This window comes from Candidatus Pelagibacter bacterium nBUS_30 (assembly GCF_051201245.1).
GTDB lineage: Bacteria > Pseudomonadota > Alphaproteobacteria > Pelagibacterales > Pelagibacteraceae > Pelagibacter.
In genome coordinates, this window is the sequence record NZ_CP172842.1 from 1,095,156 (window position 1) to 1,115,235 (window position 20,080).

Annotated in this window: 20 protein-coding genes; 7 read left to right on the forward strand and 13 right to left on the reverse strand. The window is 28.8% G+C overall.

What is annotated here, in order from left to right; all coding sequences use genetic code 11:
- The first annotated feature begins 9 nt into the window (after nucleotides 1-9).
- The gene (purD, locus tag ACIJYE_RS05990; RefSeq protein ID WP_435089971.1) at nucleotides 10-1,272 is read left to right on the forward strand and encodes a phosphoribosylamine--glycine ligase; all 1,263 of its coding nucleotides are present in this window, start codon (nucleotides 10-12) and stop codon (nucleotides 1,270-1,272) included.
- On the forward strand, nucleotides 1,272-1,838 hold the full coding sequence (gene rsmD, locus ACIJYE_RS05995) for a 16S rRNA (guanine(966)-N(2))-methyltransferase RsmD (protein ID WP_435089973.1): 567 nt from the start codon (nucleotides 1,272-1,274) through the stop codon (nucleotides 1,836-1,838). The genes purD and rsmD overlap by 1 nt, the downstream gene beginning before the upstream one ends.
- Here rsmD and ACIJYE_RS06000 read toward each other — a convergent pair.
- The 6 genes from ACIJYE_RS06000 to ACIJYE_RS06025 all read right to left on the reverse strand — a co-directional run bounded on the left by ACIJYE_RS06000 (nucleotide 1,830) and on the right by ACIJYE_RS06025 (nucleotide 8,243).
- A complete protein-coding gene (locus ACIJYE_RS06000; RefSeq protein ID WP_435089974.1) occupies nucleotides 1,830-2,984 on the reverse strand; it encodes a glucose-6-phosphate isomerase in 1,155 nt (384 codons plus the stop codon). The genes rsmD and ACIJYE_RS06000 overlap by 9 nt on opposite strands.
- Nucleotides 2,984-3,226 carry a DUF3035 domain-containing protein gene (locus ACIJYE_RS06005; RefSeq protein WP_435091274.1) on the reverse strand — a complete coding sequence of 81 codons (243 nt, stop codon included), beginning with the start codon at nucleotides 3,224-3,226 and terminating at the stop codon, nucleotides 2,984-2,986. Before ACIJYE_RS06005 ends, ACIJYE_RS06000 begins: the two co-directional genes overlap by 1 nt.
- A gap of 76 nt (nucleotides 3,227-3,302) precedes the next feature.
- Nucleotides 3,303-3,797: a signal peptidase II gene (lspA, locus tag ACIJYE_RS06010; RefSeq protein WP_435089975.1), complete on the reverse strand. Its 495-nt coding sequence runs from the start codon at nucleotides 3,795-3,797 to the stop codon at nucleotides 3,303-3,305.
- A complete protein-coding gene (gene ileS / locus ACIJYE_RS06015; RefSeq protein ID WP_435089976.1) occupies nucleotides 3,794-6,511 on the reverse strand; it encodes an isoleucine--tRNA ligase in 2,718 nt (905 codons plus the stop codon). Before ileS ends, lspA begins: the two co-directional genes overlap by 4 nt.
- Nucleotides 6,508-7,431, reverse strand: a complete 924-nt coding sequence (locus tag ACIJYE_RS06020) for a bifunctional riboflavin kinase/FAD synthetase (protein WP_435089977.1) — start codon at nucleotides 7,429-7,431, stop codon at nucleotides 6,508-6,510. Before ACIJYE_RS06020 ends, ileS begins: the two co-directional genes overlap by 4 nt.
- Nucleotides 7,425-8,243, reverse strand: coding sequence for a TIGR01459 family HAD-type hydrolase (locus tag ACIJYE_RS06025; RefSeq protein ID WP_435089978.1), 819 nt, complete (start codon nucleotides 8,241-8,243; stop codon nucleotides 7,425-7,427). Before ACIJYE_RS06025 ends, ACIJYE_RS06020 begins: the two co-directional genes overlap by 7 nt.
- A gap of 121 nt (nucleotides 8,244-8,364) precedes the next feature.
- Between ACIJYE_RS06025 and groES the strand changes: the two genes are divergently transcribed.
- Together groES and groL are read left to right on the forward strand one after the other, a co-directional pair.
- A complete protein-coding gene (gene groES, locus ACIJYE_RS06030) occupies nucleotides 8,365-8,655 on the forward strand; it encodes a co-chaperone GroES (RefSeq protein ID WP_008546060.1) in 291 nt (96 codons plus the stop codon).
- 23 nt (nucleotides 8,656-8,678) lie between these two features.
- Nucleotides 8,679-10,340, forward strand: coding sequence for a chaperonin GroEL (gene groL, locus ACIJYE_RS06035; RefSeq protein WP_435089979.1), 1,662 nt, complete (start codon nucleotides 8,679-8,681; stop codon nucleotides 10,338-10,340).
- Nucleotides 10,341-10,530: 190 nt separating this feature from the next.
- Here the strand turns inward: groL and ACIJYE_RS06040 are convergent, their stop codons facing one another.
- Nucleotides 10,531-12,234 (reverse strand): DEAD/DEAH box helicase, encoded by a 1,704-nt coding sequence (locus ACIJYE_RS06040; RefSeq protein WP_435089980.1) that lies wholly within the window; start codon nucleotides 12,232-12,234, stop codon nucleotides 10,531-10,533.
- 192 nt (nucleotides 12,235-12,426) lie between these two features.
- On the opposite strand from ACIJYE_RS06040, the gene typA reads away from it, so the two are divergent.
- The gene (gene typA / locus ACIJYE_RS06045; protein ID WP_435089982.1) at nucleotides 12,427-14,253 is read left to right on the forward strand and encodes a translational GTPase TypA; all 1,827 of its coding nucleotides are present in this window, start codon (nucleotides 12,427-12,429) and stop codon (nucleotides 14,251-14,253) included.
- On the opposite strand, the gene ACIJYE_RS06050 is transcribed toward typA, so the two are convergent.
- Complete coding sequence (locus tag ACIJYE_RS06050; protein ID WP_435089983.1) at nucleotides 14,250-14,897, reverse strand: YczE/YyaS/YitT family protein; 648 nt, start codon at nucleotides 14,895-14,897, stop codon at nucleotides 14,250-14,252. The two genes, typA and ACIJYE_RS06050, sit on opposite strands and share 4 nt — an antisense overlap.
- Before the next feature lie 112 nt (nucleotides 14,898-15,009).
- Here ACIJYE_RS06050 and ACIJYE_RS06055 point away from each other — a divergent pair, with 112 nt between their 5' ends.
- Nucleotides 15,010-15,630 (forward strand): DUF6134 family protein, encoded by a 621-nt coding sequence (locus ACIJYE_RS06055; RefSeq protein WP_435089985.1) that lies wholly within the window; start codon nucleotides 15,010-15,012, stop codon nucleotides 15,628-15,630.
- Nucleotides 15,631-15,632: 2 nt separating this feature from the next.
- On the opposite strand, the gene ACIJYE_RS06060 is transcribed toward ACIJYE_RS06055, so the two are convergent.
- The 4 genes from ACIJYE_RS06060 to tldD all read right to left on the reverse strand — a co-directional run bounded on the left by ACIJYE_RS06060 (nucleotide 15,633) and on the right by tldD (nucleotide 19,332).
- On the reverse strand, nucleotides 15,633-16,232 hold the full coding sequence (locus ACIJYE_RS06060; protein WP_435089986.1) for a hypothetical protein: 600 nt from the start codon (nucleotides 16,230-16,232) through the stop codon (nucleotides 15,633-15,635).
- A gap of 140 nt (nucleotides 16,233-16,372) precedes the next feature.
- A complete protein-coding gene (locus ACIJYE_RS06065) occupies nucleotides 16,373-16,603 on the reverse strand; it encodes an NAD(P)-binding protein (protein ID WP_435089988.1) in 231 nt (76 codons plus the stop codon).
- A complete protein-coding gene (locus tag ACIJYE_RS06070; RefSeq protein WP_435089989.1) occupies nucleotides 16,600-17,916 on the reverse strand; it encodes a TldD/PmbA family protein in 1,317 nt (438 codons plus the stop codon). The genes ACIJYE_RS06065 and ACIJYE_RS06070 overlap by 4 nt, the downstream gene beginning before the upstream one ends.
- 3 nt (nucleotides 17,917-17,919) lie before the next feature.
- Nucleotides 17,920-19,332, reverse strand: coding sequence for a metalloprotease TldD (gene tldD / locus ACIJYE_RS06075; RefSeq protein WP_435089990.1), 1,413 nt, complete (start codon nucleotides 19,330-19,332; stop codon nucleotides 17,920-17,922).
- Between the two features lie 88 nt (nucleotides 19,333-19,420).
- On the opposite strand from tldD, the gene ACIJYE_RS06080 reads away from it, so the two are divergent.
- On the forward strand, nucleotides 19,421-19,768 hold the full coding sequence (locus ACIJYE_RS06080; protein WP_435089991.1) for a DCC1-like thiol-disulfide oxidoreductase family protein: 348 nt from the start codon (nucleotides 19,421-19,423) through the stop codon (nucleotides 19,766-19,768).
- Here ACIJYE_RS06080 and ACIJYE_RS06085 read toward each other — a convergent pair.
- Nucleotides 19,765-20,058, reverse strand: a complete 294-nt coding sequence (locus ACIJYE_RS06085) for a hypothetical protein (protein ID WP_435085621.1) — start codon at nucleotides 20,056-20,058, stop codon at nucleotides 19,765-19,767. The genes ACIJYE_RS06080 and ACIJYE_RS06085 overlap by 4 nt on opposite strands.
- Between the last annotated feature and the right edge of the window lie 22 nt (nucleotides 20,059-20,080).

Genomic DNA, 20,080 nt, shown 5'->3' on the forward strand with positions numbered 1-20,080 from the left:
TACTTCTATATGAAAGTTGGAATAATAGGAAGTGGTGGAAGAGAGCATGCAATTTGTGAAATATTAAAAAAATCAGCAAAAATTAATAAAATATTTTGCTTACCAGGAAATGCTGGTACCAAAAATATAGCAGAAAATATTAATATAGATTTGGATAATTTTGAAAATATCAAAAATTTCGTTTTAGATAATAAAATTGATTTGGTAGTCATAGGTCCAGAAAAACCTTTGGTAGAAGGTCTAGTTGATTATTTAGAAAAATTTAACATTAAAGTATTTGGTCCAAACAAAATAGCTTCACAACTAGAAGGATCAAAAATATTTACAAAAAAAATTTGTGAAAAATTTAATATCCCAACTGCAAAATTTGGTATTTTTCAAGATAGAGTTGAAGCTGGTGAATATCTTAAAAAAATAAATTTTCCTACTGTAATTAAGGCTGACAATTTAGCTTCTGGTAAAGGCGTTTATATTTGTAATAATGAAAAAGAGGCTAATATAGCAATTGAAGAAATTTTTGATGGAAAATTTGGTAAAGCAGAAAATTTACTGATTGAAGAATTTCTTGAAGGTGAAGAGATGAGTTATTTTATAATTAGCGATGGAACAAATATTAAAAACTTTGAAACTGCACAAGATCATAAAAGAGTTTTAGAGGGTGATAAGGGTAAAAATACTGGTGGTATGGGTGCCTATTCACCTTCAAGATTAATAACAAATGAATTAGAGGAAAAAATTATTAATAAGATTATTAAACCTACTTTAAAAGGTTTGAATAAAATTGGAGCGCAATATAAAGGCTTCTTGTATGCTGGTTTAATGATTGTAAAAAATGAACCCTTTTTGATTGAATACAATGTTCGAATGGGAGACCCTGAATGTCAAACAATTCTACCTAAACTTAAAACTGATTTAATAGAAATTTTTTTAGCCTGTTGTGATAAAAAATTAAATGAACTTAATTTAGAATGGTCTAACAAAAAAAGCTTATGTGTAGTTTTATGTTCAAAGGGATATCCCAATATATTTAAAAAAAATGTGGAAATTAAAAATTTAAAACATCTTAAACTAGATGCTAATAATTATTTATTTCACGCAGGAACAAAAATAGAAAATGAAAAAATATTTGCAATTGGAGGTAGAGTTTTAAATTTTGTCTCACTTTCAGATAACTTTAATAATTCTAGAGAGGATATATTGAAAAATCTTGACGAATTAAATTGGGATGGGGGATTTTTTAGAAGAGATATTGGTTATAAAGTTATAAAATAATGCGAATAATTTCTGGAGATTATAGAGGAAAAAAGATTTTAGAACCCAAAGATATTAAAACAAGACCTTTAAAAGATTTAACAAAAGAATCCATTTTTAACATAATCTATCATTCAAATAAATTTAATATTGAATTAAAAAATTCAAATATTTTAGATTTATTTTCTGGTGTTGGTTCTTTTGGGATTGAATGTTTATCAAGAGGAGTAAATCATGTAACGTTTGTAGAAAACTATAAAAATGTTTTATTAATTTTAAAAAAAAATTTGTTAAGCTTAAAGAATATCAGAAATTACGAAATTATTGAAGATGACATAATTAATAATGATTTTTTTTTACAATTAAATCTTAAGTACGATTTAATTTTTTTAGATCCACCATATAAAAATAAGAGTTTACCGAATTTACTAACACGAATATGTCTAAATAAAATTCTCAATAAAAATGGAGTTATCGTTATTCATAGACATAGAAATGAACAAGATTTATTACCAGGTAATTATAGAATTATTGAGGAAAAAACATACGGTATATCGAAGATAATTTTTTTAAGTTTTCTAAATTAATAGTTTCTTTGTTTCCTTTTTAATGAGCTCAACTGCTGGTTGATCATAGGGATTTAAATTTAAAGATTTTCCAATTAAAATTGTCTCCAGAATAAAAAAACAAAATAATTCACCCAAAGTTTTTTCATTTCTTTTTTTTATTTCAAAACTACGAAAAGGAATATTTTTTTTTCTAAAAACATTTTCAGTTGCATGTTTTTGAGCCAAAGTAATCTTGGCTAAATTTTTATTCTTAAGATAACTTTGAGATGGCAATATTAGACTATTATTTATTTTAAGAGACTTGTTTTCATTTACATAAAAAAAAGTAAAAAAATTATTATCAAGACCATCAAGATATAGCTGCATAACACTATGATTATCTTTGGGCATATTTGAGACTATTGGCAAGAAACCTTTTTTTTCTTTTCCTAAACTTTCCGCAACTAATTGTTGATACCATTTAAATAAATTTTCAGATTTTTTATCATAATTTATTATTATTGAATTAAATTTTTTTTTTTTTGAAAAATGAAGTATCGAACTTACATTGGAAACTAAAGCATTAATAAACTTTTTATTTTTTACTAATAAATTTAAATTTCTAAATTTATTTGAATTTAAACCCATTAGCTCAGCAGGTAACATTCCAACTTCAGATAGAACAGAATATCTTCCACCAATATAATTATTATGATGAATAATATCTGACTTCAGTTTTTCAGCTAAAGAATATAAGTAGCTATTTTTTTTTTCTGTTATAAAAATATTTTTTTCTTTTTTTTTTATTAGAATATTTGAATTAACTATTGTCTCAACTGTATTACCAGATTTTGAAATTATCAAATTAGTAAAAAAATTTTTTTTATCTATTTTTGTATCCGAGTGTAGATTATCAATAAATACAAAATTTTTTTTTATTTTATCTTTTAGAAAGTCATAAATAGCATGTGATCCAAGTGAAGATCCTCCCATTCCTATTATTCTAAAATTATTAGATTGTTTAATCTTTTTTAATTTTTTTTTATTAAAACTACTTTTATAATTTTTACCTAATGACTCTATTATTTGATTTTTTTTTTTAATAAGATCAAATAAATTTTTTTTTATTTTTGTATTTTTTATCTTATATTTAAAATTTGAAAATTTTATTTCAGAAGTAAGCATTAATTGTTTTTTATTTTTTCCAGTAAAGACTCTTCAAGGTTTCCTTTATTATTTTTTGATCGATCAGAGCTTGGGTTGTCTTTTTTTGTTTTAACAATTAATTCTTTTATTTCACTCTCTTCTTGTTGGTTATTTTCACTTGATTTTGGAACGGGTAATTCATCATAATTCGGTGGCATTATAAGTGGTGTTTTTTTTTCAACTAAAAACTCTTCGTTGTTGTTTTTTTTTTCATTGAAAATCCCTCTTTAACCGTCCCACAAGAAGTTAAAAAGGTAAAAATAAAACTAAAAATCAAAAAAAAATAAAAGTTTCTTATCATTGTCTATCTTCATTATTATCAATTAATTCTGATAAAATCATAAAAATTACGCCTAAAGTGATAAAAATATCAGCAACATTGAAAACAAACCAGTGAAATTCTCCGATATGAAAATCTAAAAAATCTGGAACAGCTTTGTAAAAAATACGATCATATAGATTTCCGATAGCTCCACCAAATATCATTAATAGTGCAAATTTTTTATAACCATCATTTTTAATAATCATTACTGAGACTATACAAACTACTAGTAAAATAATTAAAGTTAAAAGATTATACAAATATTCTTGGTTAAACGAGAAAAACCCAAAAGCTATTCCTTCATTCCAAATAAGACTTATATTTAAAAATCTAGATGAAAAAATTTCTGCGACTAAATTATTATCACTCAAATAAATTACAAATATTTTTGAAACTCTATCTAATGTAAAAATTAATATTATTAAAAAAATATTAATATAAAAATTTTTTGATAAATTCTTTAAAATCATTCAGAATGTCTTGTACAATCTTCTTCACTAATTTTCCAACATACAGGACACTTAACCCCTTTGGCGATAGAAGTCTTTATGTTTATCTCGTCATTTTCTTCAAAAGAAATTTCTGCTTTAGATGTAATACATAATTCTGAAAAATCTATTCCTTTAGTAATTTCTATAAATTTTTTATTCAAATTAATTTCTAGTGCAGCTTCTAAACTTGAGCCAATTTCTTTACTAGCTCTTTTTTCTTCAATACTAATATTGCAAATATTTCTTACTTTTATTAACTCATTCCATTTTTCATTTAATTTTTGATTTTTAAAATTTTCTGGAAAATTTATAAATTTTTCAAGATGAATACTTTTATTGCTATCTGACAAGAGTTTAAATATCTCCTCTGTTGTAAAAGATAAAATTGGTGCAAACCATTTAAGCAATGAATTTAAAACTATATTTAATAATAAAATTGTTGATTTTCTTTTTTTAGAGTTTTTGGAGTCACAATATAAAGTATCTTTTCTAATATCAAAGTAAAAAGCTGACAAATCCACAGTGCAAAAGTTTAATAATTCTTTATAAAGATTATGAAAATCATAATTTTTAAAATAATTCTTAAAATTAATATTTAACGAATATATTTTATGAAGCATAAACTGCTCCAGTTCAGGTAATTCATCTGGATTTATTTTTTCAAGATCAGCTTCTTCAAAATTATCATTAAGATTTCCAAGTAAATACCTAAACGTATTTCTAATTTTTCTATATGAATCTGCATGTTGATCTAAAATAGAATGATCAATTCTTAAATCTTCTGCATAGTTGGATGAGGCAACCCAAATTCTTAAAATATCAGCCCCATATTTTTTTAAAATATCTTCTGGGGCAATAACATTTCCTAGTGATTTTGACATCTTTAAACCTTTACCATCAACAACGAAACCATGAGATAAAATTGACTCAAATGGAGCTCTACCCCTAGTTCCACATGACTCTAATAAAGATGAGTGAAACCAACCTCTGTGCTGATCAGACCCTTCTAGATACATTGATGCTGGCCATTTTAAATCCTCTCTTTTTTCAAGTACAAATGAATGAGTGGAACCGCTATCAAACCAAACCTCCACGATATCACTTAATTTATCATAATCATTTGCCTTATATTTTTCACCTAAAAATCTTTGTGGACTATCTGAGAACCAACAATCAGAACCCTCTTTTTCGTAAATACTTGCTATATTTTCATTAACCTCATCATCTACTAATATTTCTTTTGTTTTTTTATTAACAAAAATTGGAAGAGGAACTCCCCAAACTCTTTGCCTAGATACGCACCAATCAGGTCTTGTTTCTATCATGGCTTTCAATCTTTCTTTTCCTTTGCTTGGAAAAAAAGTTGTCTCATCAAGTGCTTTTAAAGCTTTATCTCTTAATTTATGACTTTCCATTGATATAAACCATTGTGGTGTTGCTCTATGAACAAGTGGTGCTTTTGATCGCCATGAGTGTGGGTAAGAATGAACTAGCTCACCATTTGATAATAGTTTTTTTTGTTCTTTAAGTTTTTCTATAACGATTGGGTTAGCTTTAAAAATATGAATGCCTTCAAATAATTGGACATTTTTGGTGTATTTGCCATCACCATCTACAGTCTCAATTGCTTTTATTCCATGATTCAAACATAAATTAAAATCATCTGGACCATGACTGGGTGCACAATGAACAATACCTGTGCCCTGTTCAGTTGTTACGAATCTTGCCTCTAGCATTGGAATATCAAACTGATAACCTAAATCAAAAAAGGGATGTTTGCATATAGTTCCATTAAGCTCTTTTCCTTTAAATTTTTTAATTTCTTTAAAATCATTTATTGAACATTCTTTAACAACTGAATCGATCAAAGCTTCTGCAATAACTACTTTCCTATTTTTAAAATCACCTTCATCATTTAATTGTATTAATACATAATTAAGAGCCTCATTATAAGCTAAAGCTTTATTTGCAGGTATTGTCCATGGTGTTGTAGTCCAAATGACTATCTCGCTACCTTCAAGCTCTTTTATATTGGAAGCTTTAATTGAAAAGGATGTGTAAATAGTGTCTGACTTGTGATCTTGATACTCAACTTCTGCGTCTGCTAAAGCTGTTTTTTCAACAGTTGACCATAATACCGGTTTAAATCCTTTATATAAACTTCCCTCTTTTAAAAATTTACCTAGCTCTCTAACTATTTGAGCCTCTGCATCAAAACTCATTGTAGAATAATAATTTTCCCAGTCTCCAATAACACCTAGTCGTTTGAATTGACTTTTGTGGACTTCAATCCATTTTTCAGCAAAAGATCTACATTCTTTTCTAAACTCAACTATGGGAACTTCATTTTTATTCTTTTTATTTTTTTTATATTGCTCCTCAATTTTCCACTCTATTGGTAAACCGTGGCAATCCCATCCAGGAACATAAATTGAATCTTTTCCATCCATTTGATGAAATTTTACTATTATATCTTTTAAAATTTTATTAAGTGCAGTTCCCATATGTATATTTCCATTTGCATATGGAGGGCCGTCATGAAGGACAAATTTTTCTTTACCTTTCCTTGAATTTCTCAACTCCTTATAAAGATTAATTTTTTTCCAATACTCTAGAATTTCAGGTTCTCTAACTGACAAATTAGCTTTCATAGAAAAAGCTGTTTTTGGTAGATTTATATGTGACTTAGTCATTTTATTTTTTTTGCGATATTTAAATCTTTTGTAATTTGGGCTCTTAAATAGTTAACATTTTTAAATTTTTTTTCTTTTCTTATAAATTTTAAAAACTCAACAGATAAATACTTATTATAAAGATTGCCAGAAAAATTAAATAAATGAACCTCTAGCAAGATTTTTTTTTGATTAAATGTAGGTCTGTAGCCCAGATTAGCTATACCTTTAATGTATTTAGAATTATTTTTTCTCAAAACCTTAACTGCATAAACTCCTGGTTTGGCTAAGACATAATCTTTAATATCAATATTACATGTTGGAAAACCAATTTTTTTTCCAACTTGTCTTCCTTTTTGCACATTTCCTTCTATACACCATTTTCTATCTAAAAGTTTATTTGCTTTATCCAAATACCCATTCTCTAATAGATTTCTAATTAAAGTTGATGACATAATTTTATTACTTGTAATTAGAGGCTTAGGTTTGATTACTTTATAATCATAATCTAATTCGTGGTTAATTAATAAATTTACATCCCCTTCTCTTTTATTTCCAAATCTGAAATTGTTGCTTACAAATATGAATTTAGCATTTAACTTTTTAAATAAAATTTGTCTAATAAAATTAATTGATTTTATTTTAGAAAAAACTTTATCAAATTTTTTAGTTATAATAAAATCTACTTTTAATTTTTTTAGTAAATTTATTTTTTGACTTATATTGGATAATCTAAAATTTTTTAATGATTGATTAAAAAACATTTTTGGCATTGGATCAAAATTTATTACACCAATTTTTAGATTATATTTTTTTTTATATGATTGAGCTAGCTTGAATAGCTTTTGGTGTCCTAAATGCACTCCATCAAAGTTACCAATTAAAACTATAGATCTCTTATATTTCTTATCAATATTGAAGTTCTTGTATAATTTTACCATTTTAGATCTGACTGCATATAATTAACAATTGCCTCATATTGTTTTGATGTTTTTTCAATTCCTTTGTCAATAATTTCGTTTTTATGAACTCCATTAGAAATTAATAATGAGTCATAATTTAAAAGGTTTGCACCTTTTATGTCTGTATTTAAATTATCTCCTATTGATAAAATTTTTTTATTTATGTTATCAATAGATTGATTGTAAACTTCAGGGTAAGGCTTTCCAAAATAAATTACTTCACCACCCATTTTTTCAAATACCATCGCAACTGATCCAGCACACAACTCTCTAATATCGCCTCGATCTACAATTAGATCCGGATTTGTGCAAATCATCTTTTTGTTTATATGCTTTTCAAACAATTCTTTATAATAATTCAAATTTTTATCATGATAATCAAATAAACCTGTACACAATAAATATTGAGAGCTACTTATATCAGTTGATTGGTTGTTTTTAAAATCATTGAATACATCGAAATCTCTAGGTGGTCCAATATGAAAAAATTTTTCCTTAAAATGAAATTTTTTAAGATAATTCAAAGATGCTTCTCCCGAGGTAAAGACATGTTCTCTAATATTTTTTTCCATACCCATTTTTTCTAAAAAAACCTTAACAGTTTGGTTGGGTCTTGGTGCATTTGTTAATAACACAAATTCTTTTTTAATTTCTAATATTTTTTTAAGAGTTAAAATTGCTTCCTTATGAAGTCTAATTCCATTGTGAATTACTCCCCACAAGTCTATGTAAAATAGGTCATAATCATCAGCAATTGATCGAAAGCCATCATTATCTAAATTTTTAGTCATGTTTTAAGGTATAAACCATAAAATCCTCAATTTCCTAGCATTTTTAATAACTAATTTGTTATCTTATCTTGAAATAGTCATGTCAGTATCTATATGAAGCTCATATTTAAAAGGAGAATTTATGAAATTTAAACCGTTACATGACAGAGTATTAATCGAAGTTTTAGACAGTAGTGAGAAAACTGCCGGTGGAATAATCATTCCAGATACAGCACAAGAAAAGCCTCAGGAAGGAAAAGTTGTAGCTGTTGGTGGTGGTGCAAAAACCGAGGATGGAAAATTAATTCCAATGGATGTTAAAGTTGGAGACAAAGTTTTATTTGGCAAGTGGTCAGGAACTGAAGTCAAAATTGATGGTAAAGAATACAGCATAATGAAAGAGTCAGACATTATGGGTATTTCAGGAAAATAATTTAATTTAAAGGAGAAAATATAATGGCAAAAATAATTAAATTTGACGCTGAAGCAAGAGCGGCAATGATGAGAGGTGTCAACATTTTAGCTGACACTGTAAAAGTTACCTTAGGTCCAAAAGGCAGAAACGTTGTTATGGATAAGTCGTATGGTGCACCAAGAATTACTAAAGATGGTGTTTCTGTTGCTAAAGAAATTGATCTTGAAGATAAATTTGAAAACATGGGTGCGCAGATGGTTAAAGAAGTTGCTAGCAAAACTAATGAAGAAGCTGGTGACGGTACAACTACTGCAACTATTTTAGCTCAAGCGATTGTTAAAGAAGGTATTAAGTACGTTACTGCTGGAATGAATCCTATGGATGTAAAAAGAGGAATTGATTCAGCTGTAGAAAATGTAAAAGAAAATCTAATTGCTTCTGCAAAAAAAGTTAAAGATAGTGATGAGATTGCACAGGTTGGAACAATTTCTTCAAATGGTGATAAAGAAATTGGATCAATGATTGCGAAAGCTATGCAAAAAGTTGGTAACGAAGGTGTTATCACTGTTGAAGAGGCTAAAGGAATTGAAACTGAATTAGATGTTGTTGAAGGTATGCAGTTTGATAGAGGTTATTTATCTCCATACTTTATCACTAATAGTGATAAAATGACAACTGAGCTGGAAAATCCCTTCATCTTATTACACGAAAGTAAATTAACTAACTTACAACCAATGGTTCCATTATTAGAAGCTGTTGTCCAATCAGGTAGACCTTTAATGATTATCTCTGAAGATGTTGAAGGAGAAGCATTAGCTACTTTAGTTGTAAACAAACTTAGAGGTGGACTAAAAGTTGTAGCTGTTAAGGCTCCAGGATTTGGTGATAGAAGAAAAGCTATGCTTGAAGATATTGCTATACTAACTGGTGGTCAGGTAATTTCTCAAGATTTAGGAATTAAACTTGAAAATGTTAAACTTGAAGACCTTGGATCTTGTAAAAAGATTAAAGTTGATAAAGATAACAGTACAATCGTTAGTGGTAGTGGTAAAAAATCAGATATCGCTGCAAGATGTGATTCAATTAAAAAACAAGTTGATGAAACAACATCAGATTATGATAGAGAAAAACTTCAAGAGAGACTTGCTAAATTAGCAGGTGGTGTTGCAGTTATCAAAGTTGGTGGTGCAACTGAAGTTGAAGTCAAAGAAAGAAAAGATAGAGTTGAAGACGCTTTAAATGCAACCAGAGCTGCTGTTGAAGAAGGTATTGTAACAGGTGGTGGTTGTGCTCTTCTATATGCCGCGCAAGATCTTGAAAAACTTAAAGTAAAAGGTGATGATCAAAAAGCAGGTGTGGAACTTGTAAGAAAAGCTTTAGAAGCTCCTATCAGACAAATTACTAAAAATGCTGGTGTAGATGGTTCAGTAGTAGTTGGTAAATTGTTAGAGCAGAAAAAAACATCATATGGTTATGATGCTCAAAGCGAAGAGTACTGCGATATGTTTGCAAAAGGTATTATTGACCCAGTTAAGGTTGTGAGAACTGCTCTTCAAGATGCTGCTTCTATCTCTGGATTATTAGTTACTACAGAAGCTATGATTGCTGACAAACCCGAGGAAAAAGATGCTGCTGGCGGAATGCCTGCTGGTATGCCTGGTGGAATGGGTGGCATGGGCGGCATGGGTGGAATGGGAATGTAATCCCACTCTTTTCAGAAAAGAAATTTAAAGGCCATCTTTTTAGATGGCCTTTTTTTTTAATAAAATGCTATAATTTTAGTATGTCAAAAAGATACAGTGGAAAATCATTCAAAGACTCAAGCGTTAGTAAAAAACCAAAATTAAGTCTAAAGGAAAAGAGAAAACAAAAAAAAGAAAAGACTAAAAAATCTTAAGATTTAGCTCTTTTTTTACTATGTTTTTTAAAGCTAAAGTTTTTAGGTCTACTATTTCTGCTTTTGAATTTTTTCTTTCCTTTAAAACCAAAGCTTTTTTTCTCTGAGTCTGAAGATGTGTTTTCTAAAGGTTTTCTTCCAAAATACTTAGGATTGTTTGTAAAGCCAGATGGTTTTGAATTATTTTTTTTTGTAAAGCTTGATTTTCCTTTAAAGCCAAAACTTTTTTTCTCTCCATCTCTTGAAGATTTATCTCTAAAGCTTGATTTTCCTTTAAAGCCAAAACTTTTTTTCTCTCCATCTCTTGAAGATTTATCTCTAAAGCTTGATTTTCCTTTAAAGCCAAAACTTTTTTTCTCTCCATCTCTTGAAGATTTATCTCTAAAGCTTGATTTTCCTTTAAAGCCAAAACTTTTTTTCTCTCCATCTCTTGACGATCTATCTGATCTATCTTTATCGTAAGATTTTGATTTGCTTCTAAAACTTGAAGATCGATCTTTTCTGCCCTTTCCAAAAGATCTTTTTTCATCTCTAGCTTTTCTTTTTTTATTATTTGGTCCCTTGCCTCTTCTTTTGCTTTTTGAATCTCTTCTCAACCCACTAGGTGCTGGTTTGAAATTTGGATCAATTAATTTATTTATTGAATTCCACATTATTCTATCATCGGGTGTTAAAAATGTTAATGCAGATCCTTCTGCTCCTGCTCTAGCAGTTCTTCCTATTCTATGAACGTAATCTTCTGGAACTTGAGGTAGATCATAATTTATAACATGTTGAATTAAAGGAATGTCTAAACCTCTAGCCGCAACATCTGTTGCTATTAAAATTCTTTTTAAACCTTTTCTAAAAGAATTTATAACACGATCTCTTTTACTTTGACGCAGATCACCATGTATCGCATCAGCTGAATGTCCCTCTTCTTTTAGTTTTTTAACCATCTTATCAGCGCCTCTTTTAGTCTTAACAAAAACTAAAATAGAACCTTTTCTAGCTAAAAATTGATCAATTAATTCATCGTATTTATTTTCTTTAAAAACTTGAAGAGTTTCTTGTTTAATCTTTGCAATTGGTATTGATGTAGCTCCTGTAGATATTCTTTCAGGTGTATTTAAATATCTTTCTGAAATTCTTAAAATATTTTGAGGTAAAGTTGCAGAAAACAATAACGTTTGATGATCCTTTGGTACAAATTTTAAAATCATCTCAATTTGTGGGGTAAAGCCCATATCTAACATTCTATCAGTTTCATCTAAAACCAAATATTTTGTTGCTGATAAATTTAAACTTTTTCTTTTTAAATGATCATTAATTCTTCCTGGAGTTCCAACTATTATTCTAGATCTATTTCCTAATTGTCTAAGTTGTTTTTGCATTGCCTCACCACCAATAAGTAAGGCTGTTTTAATCTTAATTTTATCACTAATTATACTCCTAATAGCTTCCATTACTTGTGTTGCAAGCTCTCTAGTTGGACACATAACTAGTGCAAAAGCATTTTTATCTAAAATTAATTTATTAATTAATGGAATGCTAAATGCTAAAGTTTTACCAGTTCCTGTTTGTGCTGTTCCAAGAATATCTTTCCCTTCTAAAGCAACTGGGATAGCCATACCCTGAATAGGTGTTGGCTTGGAAAAATTCATTTTATGTAACGCGTCTTTTAATGAATCTTCTATCTTGAGTAATTTAAAATTTTCCATTTATGTTTAGATTTTTTAAAATTTAAGGAGATATGCTCTTAATCCTTTAATACGTCTAATTTTATAGGGATATCTATATGTTTTTAAAACAATCACAAGAAATGAATTTTCTATTGAGCTCTATTTACCAAGTAATTGCTGTATTTTTTTAAGTTTTCAAATCAAAGAATTAATGTATAAGAGCCACAATTTATGAGCAATAACATCAGAAACATCACAATCATTGCACACGTTGACCATGGTAAAACAACCATGATTGACAATCTTATGAAACAAAGTGGTTCATTTAGAGAGAATGAAGTTGTGGATGAAAGATTGATGGATTCTGGTGAGTTAGAAAAAGAAAGAGGCATAACTATTTTAGCAAAACCTGCATCAATTAATTGGCAAGACTCAAGGGTTAATATTATAGATACACCTGGACACAGAGATTTTGCTGCTGAAGTTGAGCGTGTTTTAAGTATGGCCGATGGTGCACTGTTGCTAATAGACTCTGCAGAAGGTGTAATGCCTCAAACAAAATTTGTATTAGCTAAAGCTCTTAAACAAGGGTTAAAACCAATCGTTGTAATAAACAAGTTAGATAAAGCAGATCAAAGAGCAAATGAAGTTTTAGATGAAACATTTGATTTATTTGTAAGCTTAGATGCTAATGAGGAACAATTGGATTTTCCAGTTTTATATGCAAGTGGAAGATCTGGGTGGGCCAGCAAAGAAGTTGATGGTCCAAGAGAAAACCTTCATCCTTTATTAGATTTAATTATTGAGCACGTAAAACCAGCTGAGTTAGATAAAACGAAGCCTTTTGCCATGTTATCAACTTTATTATATGCGGATAGTTTTTTAGGTAGAAGCTTAGTTGGAAGAATATCTCAAGGAACTGCAAAAGCTAATCAGCCTATAAAAGCAATAAATCTTAAAGGTGAAAAAGTAGATGAAGGTAAACTAACAAAAATTTTTAGATACGAGGGTACTAAAAAAGTTCCAATCGAAGTTGGTGAAGCTGGAGATATTGTTGTAATCGCTGGGCTAGAAAAAGCTAACGTAGCTGACACTATTTGTGATCCTGAATTAAATGATCCAATTCCTGCAACACCAATAGACCCACCTACCATGTCTATTACAATAAGCGTTAACAGCTCACCTTTAGCTGGAACTGAAGGAAAAAAACTAACAAGCACACAAATTAGAGATAGATTAATTTCAGAAGCTCAAAATAATGTTGGTATTACTTTTTCTCAAAATGCAAACGTTGACTCTTTTGTAATAAGCGGCCGAGGAGAATTGATGCTAGAAATTTTACTTACACAAATGAGACGTGAAGGTTTTGAGATGACAGTCAGTCCTCCAAAAGTACTATTTCAAAAAGATGAGTCTGGAAATAAACTCGAGCCTATCGAAGAAATTACAGTTGATCTGGATGAGGAATATTCTTCAAAAATAATTGATTCAATGAATAGAAGAAAAGGTAAACTTTTAGATTTAAAAGACACTGGAAAAGATAAGAAAAGATTAGTATTTCATGCACCAACAAGAGGCTTGATGGGTTACACAAGTAGATTCTTAACATTAACAAAAGGTACTGGTGTAATTAATAGAATTTTCCATGGCTATGGAAAATTTGAAGGTGAAATGGATGGAAGAAAAAATGGTGCTTTAATTTCAATGTCGACAGGAAAAGCTGTGGCATTTGCAATATTTAACCTTCAGGCTAGAGGTGAAATGTTCGTAACCCATAATGATCCTGTTTATGAGGGAATGATTGTTGGCCTTACTCCAAAACCTGGTGATATGATTATAAATGTTATGAAAGGTAAACAATTAACAAATATGAGAACTCAAGGTACTGATGAAAATGTGGTATTAACTCCAGTAAGGCAGATGTCGATTGCCGAACAATTGAGTATGTTAAATACTGACGAAGCTTTAGAAATTACCCCTAAATCTCTTAGATTAAGAAAAGCTATTCTTAATCCTCACGATAGAAAAAAAAGTGAAAAATCGGGCGCTGCAGCCTAATTAAACAATTTATTAACTAAAAATAAGCTTAAAGCCACACAAGGTCCAATTCCAAAAGCAAACAATAAAGTTCCAACACCAACTGTGCCCCCTAAATACCAGCCAACAGACATTACAGTTATTTCAAGAGTTCCTCTAACTAATGCAATTGGTAAATTTGTTTTTTTTTGAAGACCTATCATCAAACCATCTCTTGGTCCTGCTCCTAAATTTGCAACTAAATAAATTCCACCACCAAGTCCAACTGTAGCTACTGCAACAGCACCTAATAAAATTTGATCAATATAACTCTCGGGAGTTGCTACATGCCTAATACAAACATCAATCATTAGTCCAATAATTATTGCATTTAAAATAGTACCAATTCCAATTTTTTGTTTTAAAGGAATCCAAAGCAACAAAACAATAAAACTTATAAAAATTGTTATGACACCAACAGAAAAACCTAAATTTAAATATAAACCTTGAGCCAATACGCTCCAAGGAGATGCACCAGAAGCAGAAACAATTAACAAGCCTTCACCCAAGCCGAACAAGGTTAATCCAAAACAAAGAAAAAAAAATGTAGATATCTTTGGTTTAAAATTAAGTGGTTTTTCTGAGCTCCAAGATACACTTGGAATATTTTTGATTTTTAAAAACATTGTTTAATAAATTACTTCTTTTAAATTCAAAGTCTATTAAAGTAATCATTTTATGAAAAAAATTTTATTCCTCATTTTACTCTTAACCTACTCATTTAATAGTAACGCTCATATGGCTCACTATAACAAGTTTAATAAAATAGAGATGGAAATTTTAAGAGATGGTGAGGTTATTGGTTACAACTACTATTTTTTTAAAAAAGACTCAGACAATACAACTGTTACAAATCAATTAAAATTTACTGTAAAATTATTTGGAGCAACTATTTTTGAAGTGGAGAGTTATGGAGAGGAAAAATATATCAAAGATAAATTAATTTCTTTTAATTCTAAGACTCAACAAAACAAAAAAGATAAATACGTTCAGCTAAAATTAAATGAAGAAAGAAATGAATACAATGTCAAAGGATCATCTTACACAGGTAGCGCATCAATAGAAAACGTGGTTGGAAATTGGTGGAGTCATAAAATTCTTCAAACAAATTCTCAAATTAGTCCAATTTCTGGAAGTATTAAGGAACAAGTGGTGACTTTTATTGGAAAAGAAAAAATTGAATTATATGGGAAAACATATGAAGTAGAACACTTTAAATTGACCTCAAAAGATATGTCTATTCCTGCCGATAAAAGATTAAACTTTGATATTTGGTTTGATAAAAAAAATGCTTTAATCCTTAAGGTTGCCTATTCTAGAATGGGAAACTGGGAATATAGAGTGAAAAAATTTGAATAAATTTATTTAGTAATTTTTTTATAAAGGTCATTGGCGCTTATCCAGCCAGCTTCAAGTCTTGGTCCGACAAACCAATCTGCGCACACTCCTAAATTTAATGAGGAGTTCCAATAACTTTTTATATTTAAAGAATTTGAATTTGATGAGTATTTCCAACCATGATTTAAAGAAAATAATGCTTGAGTTTTTTTAATACCTGTAAGTTTAAAAAAATGATTAATAAGAGTATTAGAGTTTATATCTTTGTTTTCTCTATTTTTATTAATTTTCTTATTTGCCCAACTATGAGTACTTTGCAGAGTCCATAAATCTTGATGGCTTTTAAATCTTTTTTTACTGTTTTCTTTTGCAGCCCAACCTAAAATTTTGTCATCAAATAAATAACTGCTAACATTTTTGTTTGTTTTTTTTATTACAAACATAATGGTAATATTGGCATCCATCTTAACTTTTTTTTTTATGAATGGAGCCTTTATAAATTTTTTTGATAATTTTGACAATTGAGCAAATGGACAAGTTAAAATTAGTTTTTCATAAACCTTTTTATTACCATCAGAAAAAGTAAGAACCCATTTTTTTTCTTTATAGTTAATTTTTTTCAATTCTGTTTGAAAATAACATTTAATATTTTTCAAAAGATATTTACTAATATCATTGTTCCCTTTTCTACCTATTATCTTTAAATGGTTTTTATTTTCTTTTTTAACTTTGTTTAGAAATAAATGGTTGCCACTCCATTTTTTTAGTATTTTTTTTTTATTAAAATATTAATAAATTTTTTAAAAGCTAGACTTTTAGGTGAAATATACTGAGTTCCATGGTCAAATCCTTTGACTTTATCTAATCTTTTAAAAGATGATCTTCCACCTGGTCCTCTTGCTTTATCAAATAAATCAATAGAATATTTTTTACTTAAAAGGTTAGCAATCGTTGCCCCAGAAATTCCTGAGCCAATTACACAATATCTGCTCATTTACCAGCGACGGTCATACCATCAATCATCATGGTAGGTGAATTAACTGAGTATTTAAATTCTAAATCATTAGCCAATATAATATTTTTAAACATTTCATCTAAATTTCCAGCAATCGTTATTTCATTTACTGGATATTTAAACTCTCCATTTTCAATTAAAAAACCATTTGCACCTACTGAATAATCACCTGTTACAAGATTTGTTCCATGACCTATAGTTTCAGTTACGTATAAAATTTTAGAATGACTTTTTAACAAATCGTCATAATTAATATTCCCGTTTTCAAAATAAAGATTAGTGCTTCCACCACTTCTTCCATTTGATTTTAAATTTAACTTTTTTCCATTATAGGTATCAACCAAATAATTATTTAAAATTCCATTGCTTACTAATTTTAATGTATCAGTTTTTACTCCTTCAGAGTCAAAACATCTCGAGCCCATACCTTTTATTAGATCAGGCTTATCAATAACATTGATTTCATTTGAAAAAATTTGTTGGTTTAATTTATCTTTAAGAAACGATGTACCTCTTGCAATAGATGATGCTGAAATTGCGCCTGCAAAAGAGCTAAGAAATCCTTTTGAAATTCTTTTATCAAAAATAACACTTAGCTTATCACTACCAATTTTTTTAGGATTAAGTTTTTTTATAGTTTGTTCAGCTGCAATTTTTCCAAGTTCTGAAGGATTAGAAATATCATTTAAGTGACATTTGCTTGTAAACTCATAATCTCTTTCCATGTTATTTTCGTTTTTTGCTACAGTAACGCAAGATGCTGTAAATGAGGACGATTTGTATCCGTTACAAAAACCATCGCTGTTTGCTAAAATAAAATTTGATTTATCTTCCGTAAAACTCGACTCTGTATTTATAATTTTCTTATCAATTGATGCAGCTTCCTCTAATTCTCTTAAATAACCAATTTTTTTATCATTCTCAATATGAGATTGGTCATATAAGTTTAAATCTTTAATATTTTTTGCTAATAATTCTTTATCGGGCAAAGAATTAAATTCATCTTCAGGAGTTATTTTTGTAGTTTCATAACATTTTTCTATTAAAATTTTTAAATTTTCATCCAATAAATTAGATGAAGATATTGATGATTTTTTTTTACCAATATAAGTTTCTATTCCCATGGCCAAACTATCTGATCTATTTGACTCATCTAAAGTTTTGTTTCTGAAATTGACTGTTTCTGAAATTGAGTTTCCAATTGTTACACTTGCATCTGTAGCACCTAGTTTTTTTGCAAGATCCAAACAGTATGAAGCTTTTGATTTTAAATATTCTTGATCTTTAATCATGTTTTAAAGTTTTGTCCCACCAACTGTCATTTTATCTATAAGTATTGAAGGTTGTGCTACTCCAACTGGTACTCCTTGACCTGCCTTACCACATGTTCCAATTCCTGGATCCATCATCATATCATTTCCAACCATTGATACTTCTTTTAAAATTGAAGGACCATCACCTATCAAAGTTGCACCTTTAATTGGTGAACCAATTTTTCCATTATTTATTTCATAAGCCTCCGTACAATTAAAAACAAATTTTCCTGATGTAATATCGACCTGCCCTCCACCAAAACTCACAGCAAAAATACCTTTATCAACTGATTTAATCATTTCATCTTGAGTATTTTTTCCATTTAACATCATTGTGTTTCTCATTCTCGGTAATACGATATGTTTATAACTTTCTCTTCTGCCACTGCCTGTTGATCTAGTATTCATCAATCTTGCGTTTAATCTGTCTTGCATAAAATTTTTTAAAATCCCGTTCTCTATTAAAACTGTGCTTTCTGTTGGTGTTCCCTCATCATCAATAGTTAAACTTCCTCTTCGCTTATCTATGGTTCCATCATCAACAATCGTAACTCCTTCACTTGCAACTTTTTGGCCCATCAAGTCATGAAAGGCAGATGTTTTCTTTCTATTAAAATCCCCTTCTAATCCATGACCAATAGCTTCATGAATTAAAATTGCAGGCCATCCAGGTCCTAAAACTACTTTCATTTCACCCGCAGGAGCAGGTTTGCTATCAAGATTAACTGAGGCTATTCTTAGTGCTTCTTCACAGACATTTTTCCAATTATCATTTTTTAAATAATCATCGTAAGATTGTCTGCCACCAATACCATAAACGCCTGTTTCTTTTCTTCCATTTTTTTCAAGCATAACAGAAACATTGAATCTAATTAGCGGACGAACATCAGTTAAAGACTTACCCCCAGAACGAATAATTTCAATAGATTTTTGCTCACCACTAAAACTTGCTGTTACTTGTTTTACCGTAGAGTCTTTTTTACGAAGATATTCATTTACGTTATTTAAAACTTCTAATTTTCCATCTAATGTTTTTTGATCAATAGGGTTAATCGCATCATAAAATTTATTATTAGTTTTTGAAATTTCATGATTATAAGTTCCTTTTATTGACTTAAGAGTAGATTGAAGACTTTTTGCAGAATCTTTTAACGAGTCTTTTGATATTTCATTAGAATGGGAATAGGCAACAACCTCAGCAGAAATAGCTCTAAATCCAAAACCAAGATCAGAACTATAATTTGAGCTTTTAATTTTATTATCATCTAGTACGATTGACTCTGATTTAGAATCCTCAAAATATAATTCACCATCATCACAATTTTTTAAAGTATCAGATACTATTTCGTCTACATCTTTTCTAGTCAAGTCTGATTTGTCAAAAAAATTACTCATGGACAATACATAGTTGTTTGTATAAATTTTTCAATGTACCATTTTACGCATGTACAGTTTAATTCTTATATGTAAATAACTTTAAATAATGAAAGTTTACTTTAATAACTCTTGTAAAATTTGTAGGTCTGAAATTAACTTATATAAAAAAGAAAATATTAAAGAGATTAATTGGGTTGATATAACAAACAATTCAAATGCAGAAATAGAGACTTCCAAAAGTGATAAAGAGCTTTTAAGAAGATTGCATGTAAAAGATGGAAATAAAATAATTGGAGGAGCTGAAGCTTTCTTATTAGTTTGGAAAAAAATTCCAAAATATAAACTTTTGTATTCTTTCTTTAAACTTCCAATAATTTTTACAATTTTTAAAATTGGTTACGAAATTATTGCTTATTTTTTATATTTTAAAAACAAAAAACAACTAAAGAACTAACTTGTATAAAATATCAAAAATTTACTCAACAAAGACATTGAGGCAATAAACATAATCATTACTATTGAATACATTAAAGTAATTATTTTATTCTTTTTTCTTCTAAGCCTAACAAAAGCTTTATCATCTAAATCAGAAATATCTCTTTCGCCAACTACATGATAATCATAACTCCAACGCCAAGTGGAATTTCCAAGTCTTGGATCTAAATTATTAAAATATGTTATCCAAGCAAGGATATATCTCAAAATTAAATATAAAATAATCAATGTGATTGTTCCAAAAAACATTCTGAATATTACTTAATTATTT

Coding starts and splice junctions, on each gene's coding strand:
- purD (WP_435089971.1), top strand. CDS start 10: ATGAAAGTTGGAATAATAGGAAGTGGTGGAAGAGAGCATGCAATTTGT.
- rsmD (WP_435089973.1), top strand. CDS start 1,272: ATGCGAATAATTTCTGGAGATTATAGAGGAAAAAAGATTTTAGAACCC.
- ACIJYE_RS06000 (WP_435089974.1), bottom strand. CDS start 2,984: ATGCTTACTTCTGAAATAAAATTTTCAAATTTTAAATATAAGATAAAA.
- lspA (WP_435089975.1), bottom strand. CDS start 3,797: ATGATTTTAAAGAATTTATCAAAAAATTTTTATATTAATATTTTTTTA.
- ileS (WP_435089976.1), bottom strand. CDS start 6,511: ATGACTAAGTCACATATAAATCTACCAAAAACAGCTTTTTCTATGAAA.
- ACIJYE_RS06020 (WP_435089977.1), bottom strand. CDS start 7,431: ATGGTAAAATTATACAAGAACTTCAATATTGATAAGAAATATAAGAGA.
- ACIJYE_RS06025 (WP_435089978.1), bottom strand. CDS start 8,243: ATGACTAAAAATTTAGATAATGATGGCTTTCGATCAATTGCTGATGAT.
- groES (WP_008546060.1), top strand. CDS start 8,365: ATGAAATTTAAACCGTTACATGACAGAGTATTAATCGAAGTTTTAGAC.
- groL (WP_435089979.1), top strand. CDS start 8,679: ATGGCAAAAATAATTAAATTTGACGCTGAAGCAAGAGCGGCAATGATG.
- ACIJYE_RS06040 (WP_435089980.1), bottom strand. CDS start 12,234: ATGGAAAATTTTAAATTACTCAAGATAGAAGATTCATTAAAAGACGCG.
- typA (WP_435089982.1), top strand. CDS start 12,427: ATGAGCAATAACATCAGAAACATCACAATCATTGCACACGTTGACCAT.
- ACIJYE_RS06050 (WP_435089983.1), bottom strand. CDS start 14,897: ATGTTTTTAAAAATCAAAAATATTCCAAGTGTATCTTGGAGCTCAGAA.
- ACIJYE_RS06055 (WP_435089985.1), top strand. CDS start 15,010: ATGGCTCACTATAACAAGTTTAATAAAATAGAGATGGAAATTTTAAGA.
- ACIJYE_RS06065 (WP_435089988.1), bottom strand. CDS start 16,603: ATGAGCAGATATTGTGTAATTGGCTCAGGAATTTCTGGGGCAACGATT.
- ACIJYE_RS06070 (WP_435089989.1), bottom strand. CDS start 17,916: ATGATTAAAGATCAAGAATATTTAAAATCAAAAGCTTCATACTGTTTG.
- tldD (WP_435089990.1), bottom strand. CDS start 19,332: ATGAGTAATTTTTTTGACAAATCAGACTTGACTAGAAAAGATGTAGAC.
- ACIJYE_RS06080 (WP_435089991.1), top strand. CDS start 19,421: ATGAAAGTTTACTTTAATAACTCTTGTAAAATTTGTAGGTCTGAAATT.
- ACIJYE_RS06085 (WP_435085621.1), bottom strand. CDS start 20,058: ATGTTTTTTGGAACAATCACATTGATTATTTTATATTTAATTTTGAGA.